The sequence below is a fragment of the Streptomyces sp. NPDC088197 genome, assembly GCF_044741185.1.
Lineage (GTDB): Bacteria > Actinomycetota > Actinomycetes > Streptomycetales > Streptomycetaceae > Actinacidiphila.
The window spans coordinates 222,799-242,282 of sequence record NZ_JBIUSD010000002.1 but is presented as its reverse complement, the minus strand read 5'-3'; the positions used below and the strand labels follow the sequence as shown (position 1 = coordinate 242,282).

Annotated in this window: 15 protein-coding genes, 1 pseudogene and 1 riboswitch; of the genes and pseudogenes, 11 read left to right on the top strand and 5 right to left on the bottom strand. The window is 71.4% G+C overall.

Annotated features, from left to right (window positions below):
* Positions 1 to 110: 110 nt before the first annotated feature.
* The 4 genes from ACIOC1_RS05915 to gcvT all read right to left on the bottom strand — a co-directional run bounded on the left by ACIOC1_RS05915 (position 111) and on the right by gcvT (position 4,788).
* Positions 111 to 1,496, bottom strand: coding sequence for an L-serine ammonia-lyase (locus ACIOC1_RS05915; protein ID WP_355348034.1), 1,386 nt, complete (start codon positions 1,494 to 1,496; stop codon positions 111 to 113).
* Positions 1,497 to 1,720: 224 nt separating this feature from the next.
* Positions 1,721 to 2,974: a serine hydroxymethyltransferase gene (gene glyA / locus ACIOC1_RS05910; RefSeq protein WP_355348037.1), complete on the bottom strand. Its 1,254-nt coding sequence runs from the start codon at positions 2,972 to 2,974 to the stop codon at positions 1,721 to 1,723.
* A 182-nt stretch (positions 2,975 to 3,156) separates the two neighbouring features.
* Positions 3,157 to 3,537 (bottom strand): glycine cleavage system protein GcvH, encoded by a 381-nt coding sequence (gene gcvH / locus ACIOC1_RS05905; protein WP_355348040.1) that lies wholly within the window; start codon positions 3,535 to 3,537, stop codon positions 3,157 to 3,159.
* A gap of 120 nt (positions 3,538 to 3,657) precedes the next feature.
* Complete coding sequence (gene gcvT / locus ACIOC1_RS05900) at positions 3,658 to 4,788, bottom strand: glycine cleavage system aminomethyltransferase GcvT (protein WP_401852225.1); 1,131 nt, start codon at positions 4,786 to 4,788, stop codon at positions 3,658 to 3,660.
* A gap of 180 nt (positions 4,789 to 4,968) precedes the next feature.
* A riboswitch (glycine riboswitch) is annotated at positions 4,969 to 5,066 on the bottom strand.
* A 94-nt stretch (positions 5,067 to 5,160) separates the two neighbouring features.
* Here gcvT and ACIOC1_RS05895 point away from each other — a divergent pair.
* Both ACIOC1_RS05895 and ACIOC1_RS05890 read left to right on the top strand, forming a co-directional pair.
* Positions 5,161 to 5,934: an enhanced serine sensitivity protein SseB gene (locus ACIOC1_RS05895; RefSeq protein ID WP_355348046.1), complete on the top strand. Its 774-nt coding sequence runs from the start codon at positions 5,161 to 5,163 to the stop codon at positions 5,932 to 5,934.
* 204 nt (positions 5,935 to 6,138) lie between these two features.
* A complete protein-coding gene (locus tag ACIOC1_RS05890; RefSeq protein ID WP_355348163.1) occupies positions 6,139 to 6,852 on the top strand; it encodes an enhanced serine sensitivity protein SseB C-terminal domain-containing protein in 714 nt (237 codons plus the stop codon).
* Between the two features lie 38 nt (positions 6,853 to 6,890).
* Here the strand turns inward: ACIOC1_RS05890 and ACIOC1_RS05885 are convergent, their stop codons facing one another.
* The gene (locus ACIOC1_RS05885; protein ID WP_355348049.1) at positions 6,891 to 8,411 is read right to left on the bottom strand and encodes a DUF885 family protein; all 1,521 of its coding nucleotides are present in this window, start codon (positions 8,409 to 8,411) and stop codon (positions 6,891 to 6,893) included.
* 308 nt (positions 8,412 to 8,719) lie between these two features.
* Between ACIOC1_RS05885 and ACIOC1_RS05880 the strand changes: the two genes are divergently transcribed.
* From ACIOC1_RS05880 to mnmA, 9 genes and pseudogenes are all read left to right on the top strand, one after another.
* Positions 8,720 to 9,718 (top strand): ABC transporter permease, encoded by a 999-nt coding sequence (locus tag ACIOC1_RS05880; protein ID WP_188283044.1) that lies wholly within the window; start codon positions 8,720 to 8,722, stop codon positions 9,716 to 9,718.
* 103 nt (positions 9,719 to 9,821) lie between these two features.
* Positions 9,822 to 11,597 (top strand): ABC transporter substrate-binding protein, encoded by a 1,776-nt coding sequence (locus tag ACIOC1_RS05875; RefSeq protein ID WP_355348053.1) that lies wholly within the window; start codon positions 9,822 to 9,824, stop codon positions 11,595 to 11,597.
* Between the two features lie 95 nt (positions 11,598 to 11,692).
* Positions 11,693 to 12,703: an ABC transporter permease gene (locus ACIOC1_RS05870; protein WP_355348056.1), complete on the top strand. Its 1,011-nt coding sequence runs from the start codon at positions 11,693 to 11,695 to the stop codon at positions 12,701 to 12,703.
* Between the two features lie 98 nt (positions 12,704 to 12,801).
* Positions 12,802 to 13,848 (top strand): ABC transporter ATP-binding protein, encoded by a 1,047-nt coding sequence (locus ACIOC1_RS05865; RefSeq protein WP_401852758.1) that lies wholly within the window; start codon positions 12,802 to 12,804, stop codon positions 13,846 to 13,848.
* Between the two features lie 191 nt (positions 13,849 to 14,039).
* Complete coding sequence (locus ACIOC1_RS05860; protein WP_401852755.1) at positions 14,040 to 15,083, top strand: ABC transporter ATP-binding protein; 1,044 nt, start codon at positions 14,040 to 14,042, stop codon at positions 15,081 to 15,083.
* Positions 15,084 to 15,208: 125 nt separating this feature from the next.
* Positions 15,209 to 15,868 (top strand): trimeric intracellular cation channel family protein, encoded by a 660-nt coding sequence (locus ACIOC1_RS05855; protein ID WP_401852221.1) that lies wholly within the window; start codon positions 15,209 to 15,211, stop codon positions 15,866 to 15,868.
* Positions 15,869 to 16,045: 177 nt separating this feature from the next.
* Entirely contained in the window at positions 16,046 to 16,909 is an 864-nt protein-coding gene (locus ACIOC1_RS05850; protein ID WP_401852219.1) for a thioesterase family protein, read from the top strand.
* A 201-nt stretch (positions 16,910 to 17,110) separates the two neighbouring features.
* Positions 17,111 to 18,277, top strand: a complete 1,167-nt coding sequence (locus ACIOC1_RS05845) for a cysteine desulfurase family protein (RefSeq protein WP_401722840.1) — start codon at positions 17,111 to 17,113, stop codon at positions 18,275 to 18,277.
* An 83-nt stretch (positions 18,278 to 18,360) separates the two neighbouring features.
* Positions 18,361 to 19,431, top strand: a pseudogene (mnmA, locus tag ACIOC1_RS05840) (tRNA 2-thiouridine(34) synthase MnmA); the annotation flags it as partial.
* Positions 19,432 to 19,484: the final 53 nt, after the last annotated feature.

Genomic DNA, 19,484 nt, shown 5'->3' with positions numbered 1-19,484 from the left:
AGGGACTCTCCACTCTGTCGGAGGGACTTCCGAGGGACGTTCCGCCGTGCAAGCACGGAAGGCTCCGACAGCGCCGAAAGACGGGAAACCCCAGCTCAGGCGCTAAAAGCTCAGCACTCGATGACGTTCACCGCGAGGCCACCCCGGGCGGTTTCCTTGTATTTGACCTTCATGTCGGCGCCGGTCTCCTTCATGGTCTTGATGACCTTGTCGAGGGAGACGTGGTGGCGGCCGTCGCCGCGCATGGCCATGCGGGCGGCGGTGACGGCCTTGACGGCGGCCATGCCGTTGCGCTCGATGCAGGGGATCTGGACGAGTCCGCCGACCGGGTCGCAGGTGAGGCCGAGGTTGTGCTCCATGCCGATCTCGGCGGCGTTCTCGACCTGTTCCGTGGAGCCGCCGAGGATCTCGGCGAGGCCGCCGGCCGCCATCGAGCAGGCCGAGCCGACCTCGCCCTGGCAGCCGACCTCGGCGCCGGAGATGGAGGCGTTCTCCTTGAAGAGCATGCCGATCGCGCCCGCCGCCAGCAGGTAGCGCACGACGGCGTCCTCCTGGTCGACGGCGCCGGCGGTCGGCGCCGCGACGAAGTTCAGGTAGTAGTGCAGGACGGCCGGGATGATGCCTGCGGCGCCGTTGGTGGGGGCGGTCACGACCCGGCCGCCCGCCGCATTCTCCTCGTTGACGGCCATCGCGTAGAGGGTGACCCACTCCATCGCGTGCGCGGCCGGATCGCCCTCGGCGCGCAGCTGGCGCGCCGACTGCGCCGCGCGGCGGCGGACCTTCAGGCCGCCCGGGAGGATGCCCTCACGGGACATCCCGCGCCGCACGCAGGACTCCATCACCCGCCAGATGTCGAGCAGCCCGGCGCGGATCTCCTCCTCCGTACGCCACGCCTTCTCGTTCTCCATCATCAGCGCCGAGATCGACAGCCCCGTCTCGCGCGAGAGCCGCAGCAGTTCGTCCCCGGTGCGGAAGGGGTGCCGCAGCACCGTGTCGTCCAGCTTGATCCGGTCCTCGCCGACCGCGTCCTCGTCCACGACGAAACCGCCGCCCACCGAGTAGTACGTCTTCTCCAGCAGCGGGGCGCCGTCCGCGTCGTACGCGAACAGCGTCATCCCGTTGGCGTGGTACGGCAGCGACCTGCGCCGGTGCAGCACGATCTGCGTCTGCGGGTCGAAGGCGATCTCGTGCGCCCCGAGCAGGCTCAGCCTGCCCGCCGCGCGCACCGCCGCGACCTCGTCGTCCGCCGTCTCCACGTCCACCGTCCGCGGCGAGTGGCCCGCGAGCCCCAGCAGCACCGCCTTCGGCGTCCCGTGCCCGTGGCCCGTCGCCCCCAGCGACCCGAAGAGCTCCGCCCGGACCGACACGGTGTGCGCCAGCAGTCCCTCGTTCTTCAGCCGGTGCACGAAGATGCCCGCGGCACGCATCGGGCCCACGGTGTGCGAGCTGCTGGGGCCGATGCCCACGGAGAAGAGGTCGAATACGGATATTGCCATGAGGACTCCAGATCTCGAAGGGGCACGGCCCCTTCACGGTTCCTCCGCGGAGGAGGGTTCCCCAGGGGCGCGGGGAACTGCGCGACCAGCCCCCACCGGCGGGTGGTCCGGCGACAACCGGACTGCCCGCCGGGGCGGGTGGTGACCTGCGGGAGCGCTCCGGCTGAGCACGCGGTTCCTCCGTCGGCCTGCGGCCGGGAGGTGCCCCCCTCGCCCCTACGGGGCTACGCGTAGAGCGGGTGCTTGCGGGTCAGGGCGGCGACCCTGTCCCGGAGAGCCGCGGCATCGTAACTCGGCTTGAGGGCCGCCGCGATGATCTCCGCCACCTCCCGGAAGTCCTCCGCGTCGAAGCCCCGCGTGGCCAGCGCGGGCGTGCCGATGCGCAGCCCCGAGGTGACCATGGGCGGCCGGGGGTCGTTGGGGATCGCGTTGCGGTTGACGGTGATGCCGACCGAGTGGAGGCGGTCCTCGGCCTGCTGGCCGTCGAGCGCGGAGTCGCGGAGGTCGACCAGCACCAGGTGGACGTCGGTGCCGCCGGACAGGACGGAGACGCCGACCTCGGTGAGGTCGTCCCGTACCAGCCGCTCGGCGAGGATCTTGGCGCCCTGGAGCGTACGCGCCTGCCGGTCCTTGAACTCGTCGGTGGCGGCGGCCTTGAAGGCGACCGCCTTTCCGGCGATCACGTGCTCCAGCGGGCCGCCCTGCTGACCGGGGAAGACCGCCGAGTTGATCTTCTTGGCCAGCTCGGCCTTGGAGAGGATCACACCGCCGCGCGGGCCGCCGAGCGTCTTGTGGGTCGTGGTGGTGACCACGTCCGCGTACGGCACGGGGGAGGGGTGCAGACCGGCCGCGACCAGGCCCGCGAAGTGCGCCATGTCGACCATCAGGTACGCGCCGACCTCGTCCGCGATCCGGCGGAACTCGGCGAAGTCGAGCTGGCGCGGATACGCCGACCAGCCCGCGATGACGAGCTGCGGCCGGTGCTCCCTGGCCAGCTTCTCGACCTCGGCCATGTCGACCAGACCGGTGTGCTCGTCGACGTGGTAGGCCGCGACCTTGTACAGCTTGCCGGAGAAGTTGATCTTCATACCGTGGGTCAGGTGGCCGCCGTGCGCCAGGTCGAGGCCCAGGATGGTGTCGCCCGGCTTGATCAGGGCGGTCATCGCGGCGGCGTTCGCGGACGCGCCGGAGTGCGGCTGCACGTTCGCGGCCTCGGCGCCGAACAGCGCCTTGACGCGGTCGATCGCGAGCTGCTCGATCACGTCGACGTGCTCGCAGCCGCCGTAGTAGCGGCGGCCCGGGTAGCCCTCGGCGTACTTGTTGGTCAGCACGGAGCCCTGGGCCTCGAGGACCGCGACCGGCGCGAAGTTCTCCGACGCGATCATTTCGAGGGTGGACTGCTGGCGGTGGAGTTCGGCGTCGACCGCGGCGGCGACGTCCGGGTCGAACTCGTGCAGGGACTGGTTCTGCAGCGACATGAGATCTTCCTGGTCAGAAGGTCGATGAATACCGGGGGCCGGCGAACGGCCGGTGACGGCGGGCCCGGCGGGAAGCGAGCCCGTGATGACGGCGGGCCCGGCGGGAAGCGAGCCCGCGATGACAGCCGGGGGCCGGCCCGCCGTGACGGCCGGGGGACCGGCCCGTGACGGAGGCCGGAAGGTCAGCCCGCGATGAAGGCGTCGTACTCGGCGGCGGACAGCAGCTCGTCGGTCGCCTGCGGCTCGCGCACCTTGAACAGCCAGCCGTCCGCGAAGGGCGAGGAGTTGATCAGGGCCGGGTCGTCCACGACGTCCTGGTTGATCTCCGTGACCTCGCCGGTGACCGGCGAGTACAGGTCGCTGACGGACTTGGTGGACTCCAGCTCACCACAGGTCTCACCCGCCGTGACGGCGTCGCCCACCGCGGGAAGCTGCACGAACACGACGTCGCCGAGCGCGTCGGCGGCGTGCGAGGTGATCCCGACGGTGACGCCCTCGGCCTCGGGGGCCGACAGCCACTCGTGTTCCTTGGTGTACCGAAGATTCTGGGGGTTGATGCTCATGACGGAATTCTCCCGGATGCGAAGGGGTGCCCGCGCGCGGGGACGGCGCGGTCGGTCGGCTCGACGGACAGGTCCGGTACCGGCCGGACAGGCCCGGTACCAGGTGGCGGTACGAGCGTGTCAGCGCTCACGCTTGTAGAACGGCAGCGCCACGACCCGGTGCGGCTCACGGGTGCCGCGGATGTCGACCGCGACCCCTTCCGTACCGGGCGCGGCATGCGCGGCGTCCACGTACGCCATCGCGATGGGCACGCCCAGCGTCGGGGACGGCGCGCCCGAGGTGACCTCGCCGACCACGGCGCCCGAGGCGTCGCTCACCGCGTACCCCGCGCGCGGCACCCGGCGGCCCTCGGCGATCAGCCCGACCAGCTTGCGCGGCGGGGTGGCCGCCGCCTTCTCCGCCGCGGCCTCCAGCGCCGCCCGGCCCACGAAGTCGCCCGCCTTGTCGAACTTCACGACCCGGCCGAGCCCCGCGTCGAACGGCGTCAGCGCGGTGGTCAGCTCGTGCCCGTACAGCGGCATGCCCGCCTCCAGGCGCAGCGTGTCCCGGCAGGACAGGCCGCACGGTACGAGCCCGGCCGCGGCCCCGGCCTCGGTGAGCGCCTGCCACAGCCGCTCGGCGTCGGCGGGCGCCACGAACAGCTCGAAGCCGTCCTCGCCGGTGTAACCGGTACGGGCGATCAGGGCGGGCACCCCGGCGACCGTGCCGGGCAGGCCCGCGTAGTACTTCAGCCCGTCCAGGTCCGCGTCCGTGACCGACTTCAGGATGCCGGGGGACTCCGGACCCTGGACGGCGAGCAGCGCGTACGCGTCCCGGTCGTCGCGTACGGCGGCGCCCGCGAAACCGGCCGCGCGCTCGGTGACGGCGTCCAGCACCACCTGGGCGTTGGAGGCGTTGGCGACGATCATGAACTCCTGCTCGGCGAGCCGGTACACGATCAGGTCGTCCAGGATGCCGCCGTCGGGTGCGCAGATCATCGTGTAGCGGGCCCTGCCGACCGCGAGCGCCGACAGGTGGCCGACCAGCGCGTGGTCGAGGGCCTCGCCCGCCTGCGGTCCCGTGACGGTGATCTCGCCCATGTGGGAGAGGTCGAAGAGTCCGGCGCGGGTGCGGACGGCGGTGTGCTCGTCGCGCTCGCTGCCGTACCGCAGCGGCATGTCCCAGCCCGCGAAGTCGGTCATGGTCGCGCCGAGCGCGCGGTGCGACGCGTCGAGGGCGGTGTGGCGCGGGGAGGTCGGTGGCTGGCTCATCGGAGGGCTCCCAGAGGGGTGACGGCACGGGACGGACAGGGCGGGCCGGGGCATGCTCGCCCCGGGTCTCCCCATCTGTCATCGGAACCTGAGAGGTTCACCGTGACCCTCGCGGGCCCCGGTTTGCACCTTGGGTGGGGCCGCTCCCCGTCAAGGGAGCCGCCCGCTTTTCAGATCTGCCTCGCCCGCGCGGTATCTGTGCCTGAGAGATTCAAGGGAGGGCTTGCTCCTTCGGCGCCCGGCCCGGTGAGGGGACGGAACTCTCCCGCGCGGCCTCCAACGGCCGGTATGCAAGTTGTGCCGCCAATCATTGCACGCCAGCCGCTAGGGTTTCCGGGCAGGACAGTGGCACATGGGCGGACAAGGGTGGACATGGAGATTCCGGCACCGTACACGGCACCGTACATATGGCCGGCCAACGAGCTGGAAGAGGTGCTCACCGCGAGCCTCGGCAACCCCTCGGCCGCCCCCCGGCTGCTGGAGGTGCTGGGGCGCTCCCATGTCTGGGTGCCGCTGCCGAACGGCGGGGCGCCGGACGCGCCGGGGCTCGACCTGCCCACCGTCGAACTGGAGGGCGCGACCTATGTGCCCGTCTTCAGCTCCGAGCAGCAGTTCCGGCAGGCCGCCGACGGCATGGCCTGCACCGTCGCGCCCGTCCACGAATTCGCCCGCGGCCTGCCGCCGCTGGTCGGCATCGCCCTGAACCCCGGCGGCGCCGTCGGAGTGCCGCTGCCGCCCGCCGCCGTCGCCGAGCTGTGCCGCGGCGGCGCCGCCGAACGGTACGAGCAGGACGGCACGCCCGGCCGTACGGTCGGCGCCCGCGTACGGCTGTGGGAACCGGACCACGACGACGAGCCGGTGGACTTCCTCGCCACCGCCGCGGGGGAGTTCGCCGTCACCCCGGTCGTGCTGTCCGCCCGTCGCGCGCTGGCCGCCGTGGAGGAGGAGCCGCCCGCGCTCTTCGTCGGGGTCGAGCTGGACCGCTGGCAGGACGTGGACCGCGCCGCGGCCATGGACGCCATCGGCCGCGCCCTCGGCGCCGCGCCGCTGCCCTGGCCCGTCCACCTGATTCTGCTGGACGTCGCACAGGACCCGGTCGCGGACTGGATGCTGGAGACCGTACGGCCGTTCTTCACGCGGGACTGAACCGGACCGAACCGGACTCATCGGGACCGAACGGGACCGACCGGCGGGAGGCCGTACGGCATGGGTGGGGATCCAGGACGTGACCTGGTTTGATGGCGGGCGGCGCACAGGTGTGCGCCGGGCAGACCGAACGAGGGGAAGGGGCGGTCCCACGTGATCGCGGGCGCGCAAGGCGGTGCGGCGGCGGCCGGCCATGTGGAGCAGATGCTGCTCCAGGTGGCGCCCGGTCGCTTCGACGCATACGAGAACCTGCTCGCGTCGCTGGCCGAGGGCCAGGTGTGGATGCTGCTCTGGCACGGCACGCCCGGTTCGGCCGATGCCCAGTACGGCAACCTCCGGATCGGCGGCCACGGCTACGCGCCGTGCGTCACCTCGCCGCGTGAGCTGGCCGCCAGCGGCTGGACCCGGGAGTACGAGGTCGTCTCCGGGCGCGACATCGCCCTGACCCTCTTCCCCGACCGCTGGGGCCTCTGGCTCAACCCGCACGCGCCGGGCGGCGGGGTCGGGGTGCCCTGGCTCGACCTGCGCCGGATCGCCGCCGGGCTCGACCTGCTGCCCGCCGGGCCGCTCCAGATCGGCGAACCCTCGCTACAGATTCCGCAGTTCTACGCTCTGCTCGCGCAGGCCGCGCACCGCACGCCCGCCGTGCGCGCCCTCCGGCGCGCCTGGGTCCAGCCCACCCTCGGCGAGCCCTATCTCGCCATCGGCGTCGAGGTCTACGACGACTCTCCGCAGTCCGTCGAGTCCGTCCGCCTCATGATGCAGCAGTCCGTCGCCGGTGTCCCCGACGGTCTGCCCGTCTCCACCGTCGCCATGGCCGACGCCTACGATCCCGTCGCCATGTGGATGCGCGCCAACGGGCAGCCCTTCTTCGACCGCGAAGCCTTCGCCGGCGGCCCGGCCTGGGGCCCCCGCTAGGGCCTGTCCGGCGGATCCCGAACGGCGATGAGCGACCCTCAAGCGCCGGAATCGTCCAGGGCGGCGGACATCAGGCCGAGCGGCGGACTGCCCAGGGCGAGCAGGGCGGCGTGGAATTCGGGCAAGGTGAAGGAAGCCTTCCGCTTGGCCCGCTCGCGCAGCCGCATGATCTCCAGCTTGCCCCAGGTGTACCGCCCGTAGGCCGCGTCGAAGGTGCCGCGCCGCGCCTCGGCGGAGGCCCCGGCCCGGGCGAGATGGGCGTCGCGCATGAAGAGCCGGGTCGCGTCCTCAAGGGACAGCGCCCCGGTGTGCAGCCCGATGGAACACGTCAGCCGCGTCACGCGGACCAGCGCTTCGAGCGCGACCCCGATGGCGAAGCGCGGGTCCCGCGCCCGGAACCCCTCTTCGAGGCAGACCTCCTCGACGTAGTGCGCCCACCCCTCGGCGAAGGAGAGGCTGTGCAGGACCCGCCGCACCGGCGTCGCGGCCCGCCGCAGCGAGCGGCTGTGCGCGAAGTGCCCGGGAGCGACCTCGTGGACGGTGATCGACGGCAGGCTGGTGCGGCTGAAGACGGTCAGCCACTCCTCGCGCTCCTCGGCCGGCCAGTCCGGCTCCGGCGGAGTGACGTGGTACCAGGACGCGGCATCGGCCTCGGCGGGCGCGGCCCAGCTCATCATGGCCATGGCCCAGCGCCGGGAGGGCGGCGCGGGCCCGACGAGACAGTCCCCGTCCACGTACGGCGCGAGCTTGTGCGCGCGGGTGAAGGCGATCACCTCGTCGGTGAGCCTGGCCGCCTCGGGGATGACGCCGTCGGCGTCGGGGTGGTCGGCCATCAGCTCGGGGAGCAGCTCGTCCACCCGCCGGTGCCGGTCGTACGCGCGGCAGGAGTCGACCAGCAGCTCGGTGAGCCGGGCCCGCTCCCGGTCGGCCTCGACGGCGAGCGCCGACAGGTCGACGCTCAGGCCCTCCTGACTGCCCATCAGCGCGGCCAGCGCGTTGCCGCCGAGCCGGGGGTCGGGGTCGCCGTGCTCGGCGGCCCGCTCGATGTGCGCGACCAGCCGCCCGTGCGCGGCCAGCGCGGCGGCGGTGTCGGGGCTGTCCTCGGCGTCGAGCCCGGCGGCGAGTCCGCGTACGGCGCCCAGCAGCGCGTCCGCGACCGGCGCGCTCACCCGGTCGAGTGACGCCACCGCCGCGTCCACGGCCTCCGGCCAGCGCGCCAGATGCTTGCGGCGGGCCTTGGCGCGCTCCCGCCCGGAGGCGTACTCCCGGTCGTAGCAGGCGAGTTCGAGATTGGACAGATGCGGGTACGGGTCGCGCCTGTGCAGCTCCAGCTCCCCGTACTGCACGCGCAGCGCCTCCTCGAAGACCGTCAGGTGCCGGTCGTCGTGGGCGGACTCCAGCGGTCCCGCGGCGCGCTGGGCGCGGGCCATCGCGTCGAGGCCGCGACGGACGCCGTCCGGCGACAGGTCCTGGACGCGGCCGTCGTACTCGTGACGCCCCGCCATTTCCCGTACCACCGGCACCATCAGGTCGCATACCGCACGCAGCCGCTCGTTCACCACACGACCGTACCCCGAGGTACGCGTCGGTAACGGTCGATGAATCACCACATCACAGTTGCGCATCCCTTCGTGGTGAGGGCTGGCGGGTGATCGACACATCGCAGAAGAATCCAGCGGCAAGGGCCTCAGGCCCCCGTTGTCATCTGCACCACCTGCACCGCCTCGTACCAACAGCACTTTCTGCAGAGCCAGTTCATGCATCACGCAATTCATGAGACTCGCACCAGCAGCACGACTGATGAGTAAAGCCGCTACAGCGGCGGGCGCGCGCCGGTTACCCGCCGGCGAGAGGGGTCAGTCACACCATGACCGCACCGATTGAGACCACCCATGGGCAGGCCGAGGCACAGCCGGAAGCCATCCTCAGCGGGGTCGAGCGGAGCCAGATCGAGGGCCGGTCCCTCGGTCAGATCGCCTGGATGCGCTTCAAGCGCGACAAGGTGGCGGTGGCCGGCGGTGTCGTCGTCATCCTGCTGGTGCTGCTCGCGATCCTGGCCAAGCCGATCGAGCACGTCTTCGGCCTCGACCCGACCGCCTTCCACCAGGACCTCGTGGACCCCGTCCGCGTCGCCCCCAAGGGCCCCTTCGGCGGCATGAGCTGGGCCCACCCGCTGGGCATCGACCCGCAGTTCGGCCGTGACCTGCTGGCCCGGATCATCGAGGGCTCGTGGGTCTCGATGCTGGTGGCGACCGGCGCGACGATCCTGTCCAACATCATCGGCACCGTCCTCGGCGTCATCGCCGGGTACTACGGCGGCTGGGTCGACAGCCTGATCAGCCGTCTGATGGACACCTTCCTCGCCTTCCCGCTGCTGCTCTTCGCGATCTCGATCTCCGCCTCCCTCCAGGACGGCGCCTTCGGGATGAACGGGCTGCCGCTGCGGATCAGCGTGCTGATCTTCGTGATCGGCTTCTTCAACTGGCCCTACATGGGACGCATCGTGCGCGGCCAGACGCTGAGCCTGCGCGAACGCGAGTTCGTCGAAGCCGCCCGCAGCATGGGCGCCCGCGGCCCCTTCATCCTCTTCAAGGAACTGCTGCCCAACCTGGTCGCGCCGATCCTCGTCTACTCGACGCTGCTGATCCCGACCAACATCCTCTTCGAGGCCGCCCTGAGCTTCCTCGGCGTCGGCATCGCACCGCCCCAGGCCTCGTGGGGCGGCATGCTCAACGACGCCGTCGACCTCTTCTACGCCGACCCGCAGTACATGGTCGTCCCCGGCCTCGCGATCTTCATCACCGTCCTGGCCTTCAACCTGCTGGGCGACGGACTGCGCGACGCCCTCGACCCGCGCAGCAAGTGAACGGCCGCAGCACGCCACGCCGCACCGCCCGTACCGGGTACCAGCCCGCCCGTACCACCGCTGAAACCACGTATATCCATTCGATTTGGAGGCTTTCCTCGGCATGAACAGCAGAAAAGCGACAGCCGCGCTGGCGCTTGCCATGGCTCTGGCCCTGGGAGCATCCGCGTGCAGCAGTGACTCGAAGGACGACAAGGGCGGCAAGAACCCGAGCGGCGGCAGCAGCAAGTCCGCCTCCGGCTCCGACGCCGCGCTCACCTCGATCGTCAACAAGTCCGACAAGAAGGGGGGGACGGTCGTGATGGAGAACTCCGACGTGCCGGACTCCCTGGACATGGGCAACACGTACTACGGCTGGGTGCAGAACTTCTCCCGCCTCTACGCGCGTACCCTGCTCACCTTCAAGCCCGCCGCGGGCAAGGACGGCCTCACCGTCGTCCCCGACCTCGCCACCGGACTCGGCAAGGCCAGCCCGGACGCCAAGACCTGGACGTACACCATCCGGTCCGGCCTGAAGTACGAAGACGGCACGCCGATCACCACCAAGGACATCAAGTACGCGATCGAGCGCAGCAACTTCGCGCCCGAGGCGCTGTCCAACGGCCCGACGTACTTCAAGGCGTACCTCGCGGGCGGCGACAAGTACCAGGGTCCGTACAAGGACAAGAACCCCAACGGGCTCGCGTCCATCGAGACCCCGAACGACACCACGATCGTCTTCCACCTGGCGAAGCCCTTCGCGGACTTCGACTACCTGGCGACGTTCTCGCAGACGGCCCCCGTGCCGCAGGCGAAGGACGACGGCGCCGGTTACGTGAAGCACATCGTGTCGTCCGGCCCGTACAAGTTCTCCTCGTACACCGAGGGCGCGGGCGCCACGCTGGTCCGTAACCCGCAGTGGAGCCAGGCCACCGACCCGGTGCGCAACCCGCTGCCGGACAAGTACACGATCAAGTTCAAGGTCGACGCGGTCACCATCGACAACAACCTGCTGGCGGGCAACACCACGGTGGACTCCGGCGGTACCGGTGTCACCCCGCAGACCCAGGGCAAGGTGCTCGGCCCCAAGTACAAGGGCAGCACCGACGACTCGTACGCCGGCGCCACCGCGTACATGGCGATCAACTCCAAGGTCGCGCCGTTCGACAACATCGAGTGCCGCAAGGCCGTCGAGTACGCGATCGACAAGGTCTCGGTGCAGACCGCGATCGGCGGCAGCGTGAAGGGCGACATCGCCACCACGCTGCTCCCGCCGACCGTCAACGGCTACGCGAAGTTCGACCAGTACCCGACCGAGGGCAACAAGGGCGATGTGGCCAAGGCCAAGCAGGCCCTGAGCGCCTGCGGCAAGCCGGGCGGCTTCACCACCAACCTGACCGCCCGCTCGGACCGTCCGGCCGAGATGGCGCAGGCCACCGCGGTGCAGAACTCGCTCAAGCAGGTCGGCATCACCGCCAACATCAAGAGCTACCCGGCGGGCAAGTACTTCGCCAACTTCGCCGGTGTCCCGAGCTACGTGCACGAGCACCAGCTCGGCCTGATGATGATGGCGTGGGGCGCCGACTGGCCGACCGGCTACGGCTTCCTCGACCAGATCGTGGACGGCAGCGCCATCAAGCCCTCCGGCGGCAACAACCTGATGGAGCTGAACGACCCGGCCATCAACAAGGCGCTGTCGGACGCGATCGCCAACACCGACGCGGCCGCCCGTGAGAAGGCCTGGGGCGACATCGACAAGATGGTGCTCGACACCGCCACCGTCGTGCCGCTGATCTACCGCAAGAACCTGCTGTACCGCCCGGAGAGCGCCACGAACGTGACGATCACTCAGGCGTACCTGGGCATGTACGACTACCTGCTGCTCAGCTCCTCCAAGTAAGCGAGAGCACCGAACACCGGAAGGCAGGTGAAGGCATCGGCGTCCGTCGGGACCGGGGTTGACCCCCGGCCCGGCGGACCCGGCGCCGAACCGCTGTGACTGCGTACATCATTCGACGCGTGATCGCCGCGATAATCCTGGTGCTTGTCGTCAGCGCGGTCACTTTCGCGATCTTCTTCCTGGTCCCCAAGATCGGCGGCCAGAGCACGACCCAACTGGCCACCCAGTACGTGGGCAAGGACGCCAACCCCGAGTCGATCGCGGCGGTCAAGAAGAACCTCGGGCTGGACCTGCCGCTCTACCAGCAGTACTGGCACTTCATCAAGGCCATCGTCATGGGCGCGAACTACAAGTTCGGCCCGGACGCGGCGGTCTGCCACCGCCCCTGCTTCGGCTACTCCTTCAAGTCGCACGTCGAGGTGTGGCCGCAGATCAAGACCCGTATCCCGGTGACCTTCTCGCTGGCGATCGGCGCGGCCGTGATCTGGGTGGTCTCCGGTGTCGTCATCGGCGTCATCTCCGCGCTCAAGCGCGGCACGGTCTTCGACCGGATCTCCATGGGCGTGGCCCTGGCCGGTGTCTCACTGCCGATCTTCTTCACCGGCATGGTGCTGCTCGGCCTGTTCTCCTACAAGTGGACGATCTGGGACAACGTCGAGTACGTCGGGTTCACCACCGATCCCGCCCAATGGGCGTGGAATCTGATCCTGCCGTGGATCGCGCTGGCCTTCCTCTACTCCGCGCTGTACGCCCGCCTCACCAGAGCCGGGATGCTGGAGACGATGGGCGAGGACTACATCCGTACCGCGCGGGCCAAGGGCCTGCCGGAGCGGACGGTCGTCGGCAAGCACGCGCTGCGCGCGGCCCTGACCCCGATCGTCACCATCTTCGGCATGGACTTCGGCCTGCTGATCGGCGGCGCGATCATCACCGAACGCGTCTTCTCCTTCCAGGGAGTCGGCGCCTACGCCGTGCAGGGCGTCAAGGACAACGACCTGCCGATCGTGCTCGGCGTGACGATGGTCGCGGCCACCTTCATCGTCTTCTGCAACCTTGTGGTGGACCTGCTGTACGCCGCCATCGACCCCCGCGTGAGGTACTCGTGAGCACCACGGACGGCAGTGCCCCCGACAGCGGCACGTCCGAAACGTCCGAGGGCGGCGCCGTCGGGTTCGACAAGGCGGCGTCCGTCGTCGGGGAGCCGGTGGCGGACCCCGGCCCGGCCCCCGCGGGGGACGCGTATCTGTCGGTACGCGACCTGCGGATCCACTTCGACACCGACGACGGCCTGGTGAAGTCGGTCGACGGCCTCAGCTTCGACCTCCAGCGCGGCCGTACGCTCGGCATCGTCGGCGAGTCCGGCTCGGGCAAGTCCGTGACGTCGCTGGGCATCATGGGCCTGCACCGCACCTCGCGGGCCCGGATATCCGGCGAGGTCTGGCTGGACGGCGAGGAGTTGGTCGCCGCCGACCCGGACCACGTACGGCGGCTGCGCGGGCGCAAGATGGCGATGATCTTCCAGGACCCGCTCTCCGCGATGCACCCCTATTACACGGTCGGCGCGCAGATCGTCGAGGCGTACCGGGTGCATCAGAAGGTGTCGCGGAAGGTCGCGGCCGAGCGGGCCGTGGAGATGCTGGACCGGGTCGGCATCCCGGAGCCCGGGAAGCGCTTCTCGGACTACCCGCACCAGTTCTCCGGCGGTATGCGGCAGCGCGCGATGATCGCCATGTCGCTGGTCAACAACCCCGAGTTGCTGATCGCCGACGAGCCGACGACCGCGCTCGACGTGACCGTGCAGGCGCAGATCCTGGACCTGATCCGGGACCTGCAAAAGGAGTTCGGCTCCGCGGTCATCATGATCACCCACGACCTCGGAGTGGTCGCCGAGGTCGCCGACGACCTGCTGGTGATGTACGCGGGCCGGGCCGTGGAGCGCGGCACCGCCGAGACGCTGTTCACCGCGCCCCGACACCCGTACACCTGGGGCCTGTTGGGCTCCATGCCGCGTCTCGACCGGGAGCGCCTGGAGCGGCTCAACCCGGTCAAGGGCACCCCGCCCAGCCTGATCAACGTGCCGTCCGGCTGCGCCTTCCACCCGCGCTGCCCGTACGCGGCGCTGACCGGCGGCGCCGCGGAGACGGACGTGCCGGAACTGCGCGAGGTGGGCCCCGGCCACATGGCCGCCTGCCACCTCGGCGAGGCCGACCGCCTCCGGATCTGGACCGAAGAGATCGAACCGAAGCTGTGAAGGGTCAGGAAGAACCCGTGGCCGAGAACCCCTCGCCGGACGAGCCGCCGCAGGACGCGTCCTCGTCGGACGGCACACAGTCGGACGGCACGCCCCCGGAAAGGCCCGCGTCGGACGACGTCCTGCCGGACAACTCCGCCTCGGGCGGCGGCACTTCGTCGGGCAGGCCCTCGCTCGACAAGAGCGTCCCGCTGCCGCGGCAGCGCGGCGGCGAGCCGCTGCTCAAGGTGACCGGTCTGGTCAAGCACTTCCCGATCACCAAGGGCCTGCTGCGCCGCCAGGTCGGCGCCGTACAGGCCGTGGACGGCATCGACTTCGAGGTCGCGGCGGGCGAAACGCTCGGCGTGGTCGGCGAGTCGGGCTGCGGCAAGTCCACGATGGGACGGCTGATCACGCGGCTGCTCGAACCGACCGGCGGCACGATCGAGTTCCAGGGCCGGGACATCACGCACCTGAGCACCGGGGCGATGCGCCCGATGCGGCGTGACGTCCAGATGATCTTCCAGGACCCCTTCTCCTCGTTGAACCCGCGGCACACCATCGGCACGATCGTCGGCGCCCCGTACAAGCTCCAGAAGGTCGCGACCGAGCACGGTGTGAAGCGCGAAGTGCAGAATCTGCTGGAGCTGGTCGGGCTCAGCCCCGAGCACTACAACCGCTACCCGCACGAGTTCTCCGGCGGTCAGCGGCAGCGGATCGGCATCGCGCGGGCGCTCGCCCTCAAACCGAAGCTGGTCGTCGCCGACGAGCCGGTCTCGGCGCTGGACGTGTCCATCCAGGCCCAGGTGGTGAACCTGCTGGACGACCTCCAGTCGGAGCTGGGCCTGACGTATGTGATCATCGCCCACGACCTGTCGGTGATCCGCCATGTCTCGGACCGGATCGCGGTGATGTACCTCGGCAAGGTGGTGGAGATCGCGGACCGGGAGGCGCTGTACAGCGCGCCCTTCCACCCGTACACCACCGCCCTGATGTCGGCGGTGCCGGTGCCCGACCCGCGGCGGCGCACGCAGCGCAAGCGCATCCTGCTCACCGGTGACGTGCCGTCGCCGATCTCGCCGCCGAGCGGCTGCCGCTTCCACACCCGGTGCTGGAAGGCGACGGAGGTGTGCAAGACGCAGGAGCCGCCGCTGGCGCCGCTGGCGACCGGCCACCAAGTAGCGTGCCACCACCCGGAGAACCACCCGGAGAACCAGCCGGACAACCAGCAGGACAGCGCGGCTGTCACGCCGTAGGCAGTCGTGACGGGGCGGGCCGTGCGGTCGCTGCTTTCTGGCCGTACGGCCGGCGCCGCCGGTCCGGCGCCGGTTCGTACGGTGGGCCTCGCGGTTCGTACGGCGGGCCGTAGTACAACATCGGCATGGCCACGGATCTGTTCACGCCCACCGTCCAGCACACGCTCGACATCGTCGGGATCTTCGTCTTCGCGATCTCCGGCGCGCTGGCGGCGGTCCGCAGGAACTACGACGTGTTCGGCATGGCGGTGCTCGCCGAGGTCACGGCGCTCGGCGGCGGGGTCTTCCGCGATCTGGTCATCGGCGCGGTGCCGCCCGCCGCGTTCACCGACGTCGGCTACTTCTCGACGCCGCTGGTCGCCACCGCGCTGGTCTTCTTCCTGCACCCCGAGGTCGAGCGGATCACCGCCACGATGAACGTCTTCGACGCGGCCGGGCTCGGGCTGTTCTGCGTGAGCGGCACGATCAAGGCGCATACGTACGGGCTCGGGCTCACCCCGTCCGTCGCGCTCGGCCTCGCCACGGCGGCGGGCGGCGGCGTCCTGCGCGACCTGCTGGCGAACGAGGTGCCGTCGCTGCTGCGCTGGGACCGCGATCTGTACGCCGTCCCGGCCCTGGTCGGCGCGAGTACGGTCGCGCTGCTGATCCACTTCGACGTGCTGGGCGGTGTGACCGCGGGGCTCGCGGCGCTGGTCGCCTTCGTCCTGCGGCTGCTGGCGCTGCGGTTCCACTGGCGGGCGCCGCGGGCGTGGCACCGCAGGAGCGCGGCGGCGGAGGGGGAGTAGCGGACTCCGTCCGGGCCGGCCCGTGCGTGTGCCGGTCGTACGGACGCGGACCGTGCGTACGCGGGCCGCGCGTGTGCCGGGCCGTGCGTATGAACGGCGGGGTCGCGCGGCCGGTCGCCGCGGCGGGAAACCGCCAGCGCTGGACACGGAGTCTCTACCGCTGGGTAACATCGGGGCATGGCACATGCGACAGCCCGCGCGACCCTCGGCGACAGCGAATTCGACCGCGACACGACGGTGACGGCCCGGCCGGGCGAGCCCGGCACGTACGACATCGACCTCTCACCGGGCTGGACCATCGCCGCGGCCGTCAACGGCGGGTATCTGCTCGCCGTCGTCGCCCGCGCCCTGCGCGACGCGCTGCCGCACGACGACCCCTTCACCATCACCGCCCATTACCTGACCGCCTCAGGCCCCGGCCCCGCCGTGATCAGGACCGAGACGGTACGGGCGGGCCGGACCCTCTCCAGCGGGCAGGCGTCGCTCTACCAGACCGACGAGCAGGGCCGTGAGGTCGAGCGGATGCGGGTCATCGCCGCGTACGGCGACCTGGGCGCGCTGCCCGACGACGTACGCACCACCGCGCCCGAGCCGTCGATGCCGGAGTACGCGGACTGCGTCGGCCCCGAGGACGCCCCCGAGGGCGGCGCGCCGCTGCCCGGCTCCAGCGCCCTCCTCGACCGCATCGCGCTCCGGCTCGATCCGGCCACCGCGGGCTGGGCCGTCGGCGTGCCCTCGGGGCGCGGTGACATGCGCGGCTGGTTCGGCCTGGCCGACGGCCGCGACCACGACGTCCTCTCGCTCCTCCTGGCCGTGGACGCCCTGCCCCCCACCGCCTTCGACCTCGGCCTCAAGGGCTGGGTCCCCACCCTCGAACTCACCGTCCACCTCCGCGCCCGCCCGGCCCCCGGCCCCCTCCGCATCGCCCTCACCACCCGCAATCTCGCCGGCGGCCTCCTCGAAGAGGACGCCGAAGTCTGGGACACCGCCAACCGCCTCGTGGCCCAGTCCCGCCAACTCGCCCGCGCCCCCCGCCCCTGACCCCCCTCCCGCCGCGGTCGGCCACCACGCCGGTGCCGATGGCCGTACGGTGAAGCGCCGGGTCCCACCCGGAGAGGGGGCATGGAGCGGTGAGGACACACCTGTTTCCCGCCCGATTCGGGGTGGGGGCGAGGGGCGGGGAGGGGGCGGACGCGGGTGGGGGTCGGAAGGTTGCTCCGGCGAACGTAGAATCGGGGCACCATGGCCTACTTCGACCACGCCGCCACCACGCCCATGCTCCCGGAGGCGGTCCAGGCGATGACCGCCCACCTCACGGTGACCGGGAACGCGTCCGCACTGCATGCCGCCGGGCGGCAGGCCCGGCGGACCGTCGAGGAGTCACGGGAAGCGCTCGCCGCGGCACTTGGCGCGCGCCCCAGCGAGATCGTCTTCACGGGCGGCGGCACCGAGTCGGACAACCTGGCGGTGAAGGGCCTGTTCTGGGCGCGCAGGGACGCCGACCCGCGCAGGGTCCGCGTACTGGCCAGCCCGGTCGAGCACCACGCGGTGCTGGACGCCGTCCACTGGCTCGCGGAGCACGAGGGCGCCGTCGTCGAGTGGCTGGACGTCGACGGCTACGGCCGGGTCCACCCCGAGACACTGCGCGCCGCGATCGAGCGTGACCCCGACGACGTGGCCGTGATCACCGTGATGTGGGCGAACAACGAGGTCGGTACGGTGCTGCCGGTCGCCGAACTGGCCGAGGTGGCACGGGAGTTCGGCATTCCGATGCACTCCGACGCCGTGCAGGCGTTCGGCCAGGCCGAGGTGGACTTCACCGCGAGCGGCCTCGACGCGATGACGGTGACCGGCCACAAGATCGGCGGCCCGTACGGCGTCGGCGCGCTCGTGCTGCGGCGCGAGGACACCCCCGTACCGCTGCTGCACGGCGGCGGCCAGGAGCGCAGCCGCTCCGGCACCCTCGACGTACCGGCCATCGCCGCCTTCGCGACCGCAGGCACCCTCGCCGCCGAGCGCCGCACCGCCTTCACCCGCGACATCGGCGCCCTGCGCGACACCCTCGTCCGCGACGTGCTCGCCACCGTGCCCGACGCCATCCTCAACGGCGACCCCGACCCCGCGGGCCGCCTCCCCGGCAACGCCCACTTCACCTTCCCCGGCTGCGAGGGCGACGCCCTGCTCCTGCTCCTCGACGCCCAGGGCATCGCCTGCTCCACCGGTTCCGCCTGCACCGCGGGCGTCGCCCAGCCCAGCCACGTCCTGCTCGCCATGCACCAGCCCCCCACCCACGCCCGCGCCACCCTGCGCTTCTCCCTGGGCCACACCACCACCCCCGCCGAGATCGCCACCCTCACCGCCGCGATCGGCCCGGCCGTCGAACGCGCCAGGGCCGCGGGCCAGACCTGAGGGCCGGGCCGGGAGGCCGTTACTCTGGGGGAGTGAATGACTTCCCTGACGCCGATCGCAAGAAGCTGCGCGTACTGGCCGCGATGAGCGGCGGTGTGGACTCCGCCGTGGCGGCGGCGCGCGCCGCCGAGGCGGGGCACGACGTGACCGGCGTGCACCTGGCGCTGTCGGCGAATCCGCAGAGCTTCAGGACGGGCGCGCGGGGCTGCTGCACGGTGGAGGACTCGCGGGACGCGCGGCGGGCGGCCGACGTGATCGGCATCCCGTTCTACGTGTGGGACCTCGCGGAGCGCTTCCGGGAGGACGTGGTCGAGGACTTCGTCGCGGAGTACGCGGCGGGCCGGACGCCGAATCCCTGCCTGCGCTGCAACGAGAAGATCAAATTCGCCGCGCTGCTGGACAAGGCGCTGGCGCTGGGCTTCGACGCGGTCTGCACCGGGCACTACGCGACCGTGCTGGTCAAGGACGACGGCACGCGCGAGCTGCACCGGGCGAGCGACGCGGCCAAGGACCAGTCGTACGTGCTCGGCGTCCTGGACGAGCGGCAGCTCGCGCACGCGATGTTCCCGCTGGGGGACACCCTGACCACCAAGGACGAGATCCGCGCGGAGGCCGAGCGGCGCGGGCTCGCGGTGGCGCGCAAGCCCGACAGCCACGACATCTGCTTCATCGCGGACGGCGACACCCAGGGCTTCCTGGCCAAGCGCCTCGGCACCGCGGAGGGCGCGATCGTGGACGAGGACGGCGCGCGGGTCGGCACGCACACGGGCGCCTACGGCTTCACCATCGGCCAGCGCAAGGGCCTGCGGATCGGCGTCCCCGCGGACGACGGCAAGCCGCGCTACGTCCTGGACATCTCGCCGGTCGACAACACCGTGACGGTCGGCCCCCTCGACGCTCTCGACGTGACATCGCTCACCGCGATCAAGCCGCGCTGGTGCGGCACCCCGCCGGCCGGCCCCGCCGCGTACACCGCGCAACTGCGGGCGCACGGCGAGGACGTACCGGTGACGGCGGAGCTGGTGGACGGCGAGCTGCGGGTCGGCTTCGGCGCGCCGGTGCGCGGCATCGCGCCGGGCCAGGCCGTCGTGCTGTACGACGGCACGCGCGTCGTCGGCTCGGCGACGATCGCCACGACGGACCGGGCGGGTTCGGCCGCGGACCGGGCCACCGCCGACCGGACGGACCCGCGGCCGGAACGGACCGC

Excerpts from the sequence above, each read along its gene's own strand:
- gcvH (WP_355348040.1), bottom strand. The coding sequence starts at position 3,537 with ATGAGCATCAACCCCCAGAATCTTCGGTACACCAAGGAACACGAGTGG.
- glyA (WP_355348037.1), bottom strand. The coding sequence starts at position 2,974 with ATGTCGCTGCAGAACCAGTCCCTGCACGAGTTCGACCCGGACGTCGCC.
- ACIOC1_RS05895 (WP_355348046.1), top strand. The coding sequence starts at position 5,161 with ATGGAGATTCCGGCACCGTACACGGCACCGTACATATGGCCGGCCAAC.
- ACIOC1_RS05855 (WP_401852221.1), top strand. The coding sequence starts at position 15,209 with ATGGCCACGGATCTGTTCACGCCCACCGTCCAGCACACGCTCGACATC.
- ACIOC1_RS05880 (WP_188283044.1), top strand. The coding sequence starts at position 8,720 with ATGACCGCACCGATTGAGACCACCCATGGGCAGGCCGAGGCACAGCCG.
- ACIOC1_RS05890 (WP_355348163.1), top strand. The coding sequence starts at position 6,139 with ATGCTGCTCCAGGTGGCGCCCGGTCGCTTCGACGCATACGAGAACCTG.
- gcvT (WP_401852225.1), bottom strand. The coding sequence starts at position 4,788 with ATGAGCCAGCCACCGACCTCCCCGCGCCACACCGCCCTCGACGCGTCG.
- ACIOC1_RS05845 (WP_401722840.1), top strand. The coding sequence starts at position 17,111 with ATGGCCTACTTCGACCACGCCGCCACCACGCCCATGCTCCCGGAGGCG.
- ACIOC1_RS05850 (WP_401852219.1), top strand. The coding sequence starts at position 16,046 with ATGGCACATGCGACAGCCCGCGCGACCCTCGGCGACAGCGAATTCGAC.
- ACIOC1_RS05875 (WP_355348053.1), top strand. The coding sequence starts at position 9,822 with ATGAACAGCAGAAAAGCGACAGCCGCGCTGGCGCTTGCCATGGCTCTG.
- ACIOC1_RS05915 (WP_355348034.1), bottom strand. The coding sequence starts at position 1,496 with ATGGCAATATCCGTATTCGACCTCTTCTCCGTGGGCATCGGCCCCAGC.